Annotated in this window: 6 protein-coding genes and 1 tRNA gene; 2 read left to right on the forward strand and 5 right to left on the reverse strand. The window is 62.8% G+C overall.

The genetic code is table 11. The annotated features are described in order from the left end of the window. Window positions 1-39: 39 nt before the first annotated feature. The 4 genes from ACOZK4_RS19845 to ACOZK4_RS19860 form a co-directional block, all read right to left on the reverse strand. Window positions 40-228 carry a Trm112 family protein gene (locus tag ACOZK4_RS19845; RefSeq protein WP_313531575.1) on the reverse strand — a complete coding sequence of 63 codons (189 nt, stop codon included), beginning with the start codon at window positions 226-228 and terminating at the stop codon, window positions 40-42. Between the two features lie 10 nt (window positions 229-238). Then, a complete protein-coding gene (locus ACOZK4_RS19850) occupies window positions 239-919 on the reverse strand; it encodes an LON peptidase substrate-binding domain-containing protein (protein ID WP_421593384.1) in 681 nt (226 codons plus the stop codon). A gap of 136 nt (window positions 920-1055) precedes the next feature. After that, the gene (trxA, locus tag ACOZK4_RS19855; protein WP_421593385.1) at window positions 1056-2024 is read right to left on the reverse strand and encodes a thioredoxin; all 969 of its coding nucleotides are present in this window, start codon (window positions 2022-2024) and stop codon (window positions 1056-1058) included. Window positions 2025-2080: 56 nt separating this feature from the next. Further along, window positions 2081-2590, reverse strand: coding sequence for a prolyl-tRNA synthetase associated domain-containing protein (locus tag ACOZK4_RS19860; protein WP_313531570.1), 510 nt, complete (start codon window positions 2588-2590; stop codon window positions 2081-2083). Window positions 2591-2809: 219 nt separating this feature from the next. On the opposite strand from ACOZK4_RS19860, the gene ACOZK4_RS19865 reads away from it, so the two are divergent. After that, a tRNA-Gly gene (locus tag ACOZK4_RS19865) sits at window positions 2810-2884 on the forward strand. Between the two features lie 58 nt (window positions 2885-2942). Here ACOZK4_RS19865 and ACOZK4_RS19870 read toward each other — a convergent pair. Next, window positions 2943-3989 (reverse strand): helix-turn-helix domain-containing protein, encoded by a 1047-nt coding sequence (locus tag ACOZK4_RS19870; protein WP_421593386.1) that lies wholly within the window; start codon window positions 3987-3989, stop codon window positions 2943-2945. Between the two features lie 103 nt (window positions 3990-4092). On the opposite strand from ACOZK4_RS19870, the gene ACOZK4_RS19875 reads away from it, so the two are divergent. Beyond that, window positions 4093-5160, forward strand: coding sequence for an alpha/beta hydrolase family protein (locus tag ACOZK4_RS19875; protein WP_421593388.1), 1068 nt, complete (start codon window positions 4093-4095; stop codon window positions 5158-5160). Window positions 5161-5176: the final 16 nt, after the last annotated feature.

A 5176-nucleotide genomic window follows, 5' to 3' on the forward strand; every position in this document is an offset into this window, starting at 1 on the left:
GACGAAGGACAGGGCGTGTTCAAAGCCCCCAACCACACCTCAATCCTTGATTTCACGCGCCTCGGAAATCAGCATGATCGGGATGCCGTCGCGGATCGGATAGGCGAGCCTGGCCTTTTCGGAAATCAGTTCGCCGGCCTGCGCATCATAGTGCAGCCTCCCCTTGGTCAGGGGGCAGACGAGAAGTTCGAGCAGTTTGGGCGCGACCCGGCTGGTGCTTTCGTCCATCGATACCGTCCTACTGTAGCCGCGTATCGACATCGCCATAGCTGCGCGCCAAAACGATCTCGGTGATGGCGATCAGCGTTTCAGCGCGGGTTTTCAGGTCCGGCGCCTCCAATAGCGCCTGCTTCTCGGCCGGGCCATAGGGCGACATCATCGCCATGGAATTGACCAACGTCGTGTTGCTGGCACGCTCCACGCTCTCCCAGTCCGCCTCCAGCTTGTTGGCGTCGAGGTAAGCCTTGAACGCGGCAAGCAGCGCGTCGCGGTCGACGGCCTTCTCGTCGTCCTGGGCGGAGAGATCGCCGATGAAGGGCGCGATGCGGAAGCTGCGATAGGATTTCGTGCTGGAGGCTTCCTCCAGCAGGCGGTAGCGACACACACCCGTCAGCGACACGACATAGCGCCCGTCGCCGGTCTCGGCGAAAGAGGTGATGCGGCCGATGCAGCCGACCTTGCAGAGCTCGGGATTGTCATGGCCGGTCTCGTCTGCGCGGTGCTCACCGAAAACCGGCTGCACCATGCCGATCAGCCGGTGCGAGGCGAGCGCATCGTCGAACATGGAGAGATAACGCGGCTCGAAGATGTTGAGCGGCAGCTGGCCACCGGGCAGGAGAAGCGCCCCCGTCAGCGGAAAGACGGGGATCGTCTCGGGCAGGTCCGCCGGCTTCAGATAGCGCGCATTTCCCACATGCATGGCATTGCCTTCCCTTCCACGGCGCGGTGCTGCGTCCGGGCTCCTCCGTCCCGGCCCCTCGCCGACGCGCCTTTTCCGAATGTGGGGCGGGCGCGCCGTTTCTCAAGGGATGCTGTCTTATCCCGGGCAAAAAACCTCAGGAAAACAGGATCGACGAGAGCTTGCGGCGGGCCGATATCGTCGCCGGGTCCTTCGGTCCCCAGACATCGAAGAATTGCAACAATTCGCGGCGCGCGCCGTCATCGTCGAAGGCGCGGTCACGCTTCATGATATAGAGCAGGTGCTCGGCCGCCGCCTGGCGATCGCCCTCGACATTGCGGATCTTCGCAAGGTTCAGCCGGGCGGCATGATCGTCGGCATTCAACGCCAGCGCCCGCTCGAGAGCGGCGGGGTCGCCGAGCTTGCGCGCCTCTTCGATCTGGTCGAGCTTCTTGAGGACTGCGAGCACGGTAGGATCCGCCGCGACCGCGTCCGGCAGGTTGCCCAGCGTCTGGCGGGCGTTCTCAATCTGATCGACGGCGATCATGCACTCGGCAATGCCGGCAAGAGCCACTGCGTTTTCCGGATCGGCTTGCAGCAAGGCGCCATAGAGATCAGCGGCACCGGCAACGTCGCCAGCATCGAACAGGGTTTTGGCCTCGGCCAGCAGCGCCTCGATCTCGGCCTTCTCATCAGCACCCGCCGGGCCGGCGACCTTATCGATGAAGTCGCGGATCTGGCTTTCCGGCACCGCGCCCATGAACCCATCCACCGGCCGGCCGCCGACGAAAGCGACGACGGCGGGAATGGACTGGATGCCAAGCTGGCCGGGAATGGACGGATGGTCGTCGATGTTAAGCTTGACGAGCTTCACGCGGCCGGCGCTTTCGCGCACGACCTTCTCGATGATCGGCTGGAGCTGCTTGCAGGGACCGCACCAGGGCGCCCAGAAATCGACGAGAACGGGCTGCTGGCGCGAGGCCTCCATCACGTCACGCGAAAAATTCGCCGTCGTCGTGTCCTTGATCAGGTCGTCCGCCGCCGGAGCCGCGCCGCCGCCATAGTTCGCCGAAACGCTCATTTGGCCGCCATAGGACGATGCATAGGGGTTTTCGCCTGCACTCATGGTCTCTCCTGTGGCGCCGAGCGCCTGAATCACGTGTCTGCGCCCAAAATCGTATGTCAGGCGGTGACTTTCAAGACAAGCGGCTCATGTCCCGTCGCCTCGATGAAGCGCAACAGGTCCTTCGAGCCGATCGATGTCGTCGCGTCGTTGCGCAGCGGATGGCAGTTGATCGTATCGTATTGCATGAGATCCGCATCGACGATCATCTTTACCTGGCGTTCGGTATCGTTGATGACGCCGAAAGCGGTGACGGCGCCGGGAATGACGCCGAGATATTCCATCAGCTTTTCCGGCTTGCCGAAGGAGACCTTGCTCGCCGCACCGATGACCGTGTGGATGGTCTTCAGGTCGATCGTCGCATGTTCCTCGACAGTCATCAGGAAGTAGTTGTCCTTCTTGTCCTTCACAAAGAGGTTCTTCGTGTGGCCGCCGGGAATTTCGTCACGCAGCGCCACCGATTCGGCGACGGTGAAGACCGGCGCGTGCTCCTTGGTCGAATGGGCGATGCCGAGCCCGTCGAGAAACTGGAAAAGGTCCTTGTCGGTCTTCGGCTGCGGTTCGCTCATGTCATCGTTCCCGGCGTGATTTGTCCCTGCCCGCTGATAGGGCTTCGATCCCTTTAGCGCAACCGCCTGAGAATCCGGCGCTTTGAAAGCCGCTGTAATTTTTTCTTCAAAATCCGAAATTTCCCTGTTGCCTTTTAAAAGGCCTTGGGCCATATACCGCCCGTCGCCGCAACGCAGCGACCTTCGGCCAAGCGATCTACCCCAGGCCGTCGCAGATGAGCGGGTGTAGCTCAGGGGTAGAGCACAACCTTGCCAAGGTTGGGGTCGGGCGTTCGAATCGCCTCACCCGCTCCATTCTCTCCAAAGTTTCGAAGCCTCGGTTTTCCGGGGCTTTTGTTTTTTCTGGCTTTCGCTACGGCATCGCCGGGCGGTTTTCCGTGCGCCAGATGGCTGGGCTCTGGGCGGTGACGCGGCGGAATTCGCGGTTGAAGTTGGATTTCGTCTGGAAGCCCGATTCGAGCATGGCCGTGGTGACGGGCATGTCGGTCTCACGCAGCAGCCGGCAGGCCTCATTGATGCGGAAATCGTTGATATATTGCGAGACGTTCTTGCCGGCGAGTCGGTTGATCGCGCCGGAGATTTGCCGCGCCGGTACGTTTGCACGCCGGGCGAGGCGTGCGAGGGTCAGATTGTCATCGCGAAACAGTTTTTGCTCCGAAAGCAGCCGGTCGACGCGTTCCAGCACATCGCGGTCCCTTTCAGCGATCGCTGCGTCTTCTTCCGTCTCTTCCGAAGGCAGGGAAGGCGCGCGGGCGCGCGCCGCAACCGTCGCGGTCAGGCCGACAAGGAGGAGGCCCAGCAGATTGGCGTTGCTGACGAGCATCGGCACGTTTTCTCCGCGACTCCATTCGAATGCGAGAAGCACGGCGATGTCGAAACAAGCTGAAACGCAGAGAGCGCCCGCGGCGATCAGAAGAGCCTTGTGGGCGCTGACGGCGTCATCGAGTCGGGCTTCCTCCAGCCCATCGGGCCCGGCATGGGCGAGCCGCAGCAGGATCATGGCGTAACCGACGAAGATGACGACGAGCGCGCCATCGATCACACTGGGTGCCAGCAAAAGCAAAGCGAGAACAACGAACGGCGGCGCAATATTCAGCCAGCGGATGTTCGCGCGGTCACGATGGATAAGGCTTTGAAAGCTCGCCAGCACCAGCGGCGGCAGGGCGCCCGCCAGCACCGGCAGGACGAAGCGCACTGCCGTCACATCATAGCCCCAGCGCAGGCCGACGGCGATCGACTGTACGATACAGAGACCGATCAGCACCAGAAACGGCCGGTTGCCGACCTCGTGCTGGCGCAGGAGAGCGACGAAGCGCAGGAAAAGCAGAATGGCGATGACAAAGGGCAGGGGGATGAAGAGCACGGACAGCACGGTTCGATTGACGGTGACGGCCATCATGGGCCGGATCGCGATCAAGGGCGACCTCAAACACGATCGAGGACGCGTTGAGCGGCGCTTGCAATGAAGATTTCGGGGTCAAACGCAACCAAACGAGGTTTTCATGGCCCGCCACCGTTTTCTTTCCGCCCTCCTGCTTGCCGGTATCGCCGCCACATCGGCCCATGCCGCAGATGTCGGGGTTCGCACGATCTCCGTTTTCGCACCGGACCGCGGACGCGATATGCCGGTCACCGTCTGGTATCCGGCCACCACCGGCGGCACGCCCGATCTGGTCGGCGACAACAAGCTCTTCAAGGGCGCGCCGGCGCTCAAGGATGCGCCCATCGCCGAGGGACATTTTCCGCTGGTGCTGTTCTCCCATGGCTCAGGCGGACGCATCGAAGGCATGGCCTGGCTGGCGACTGCGCTCGCCGAATCCGGCTTCATCGTCGCAGGGCCGAACCACCCCGGCACGACGAGCGGTGATTCGACACCGGCGGCGACGCCGAAAATCTGGGAGCGTACCGCCGATCTCTCGGCTCTAATCGACCGGTTCTCGACCGATGCCGGCTGGCGTGCGGCGATCGACCCCGCGCGCATCGGTGTCGTCGGCTTTTCGCTCGGCGGCGCCGCGGCGATGGAAATCGCCGGCGCCCGCGCCGATCTCGAGGCCTATGCACGCTATTGCGACAGCTACGGCAAATGGGATTGCGCCTGGTTTTCCGGTGGGCGCGGTTATGTCAGCGATGTGCCTGTGGACGTGGAGAAGGTCGATTTGCGCAAGATCGACAAGACGCGCTTCGAGCAGTCGAACCGCGATCCGCGTGTGCGCACCGTGGTGGCGGTCGATCCCGGCCTGGCTCAGGCCTATCAGCCGGACAGCCTGAAGGCGGTCGACATTCCGCTCACCTTCATCAATCTCGGCAATCCGGGCACGATCCCCGAGGCGGTGATCTCGGACAAGCTTGCGGCACTCGTTCCCGACAGCGCCTATGCGGCCGTTGCCGATTCCGTGCATTTCAGCTTCCTACCGGAATGCAAGGATGGCAGCGCGGCGCTGCTGAAGTCGCTCGGCGAAGTCGATCCGATCTGCGACGAACCCGGCAAACGCACGCGTGGTGACATCCATGCCGAGCTGAAGCAGCTGATCGTCGAGGCGCTCCAGCGCGATCTCAAGGCTCCGTTCTGACCGGAGGAGAAAGGCC

Source organism: Shinella sp. M27, from assembly GCF_049199905.1.
GTDB lineage: Bacteria > Pseudomonadota > Alphaproteobacteria > Rhizobiales > Rhizobiaceae > Shinella.

Bases quoted from the DNA above. Each gene is read 5' to 3' on its own strand.
- ACOZK4_RS19845 (WP_313531575.1), bottom strand. From the start codon at position 228: ATGGACGAAAGCACCAGCCGGGTCGCGCCCAAACTGCTCGAACTTCTC.
- ACOZK4_RS19850 (WP_421593384.1), bottom strand. From the start codon at position 919: ATGCATGTGGGAAATGCGCGCTATCTGAAGCCGGCGGACCTGCCCGAG.
- trxA (WP_421593385.1), bottom strand. From the start codon at position 2,024: ATGAGTGCAGGCGAAAACCCCTATGCATCGTCCTATGGCGGCCAAATG.
- ACOZK4_RS19860 (WP_313531570.1), bottom strand. From the start codon at position 2,590: ATGAGCGAACCGCAGCCGAAGACCGACAAGGACCTTTTCCAGTTTCTC.
- ACOZK4_RS19870 (WP_421593386.1), bottom strand. From the start codon at position 3,989: ATGATGGCCGTCACCGTCAATCGAACCGTGCTGTCCGTGCTCTTCATC.
- ACOZK4_RS19875 (WP_421593388.1), top strand. From the start codon at position 4,093: ATGGCCCGCCACCGTTTTCTTTCCGCCCTCCTGCTTGCCGGTATCGCC.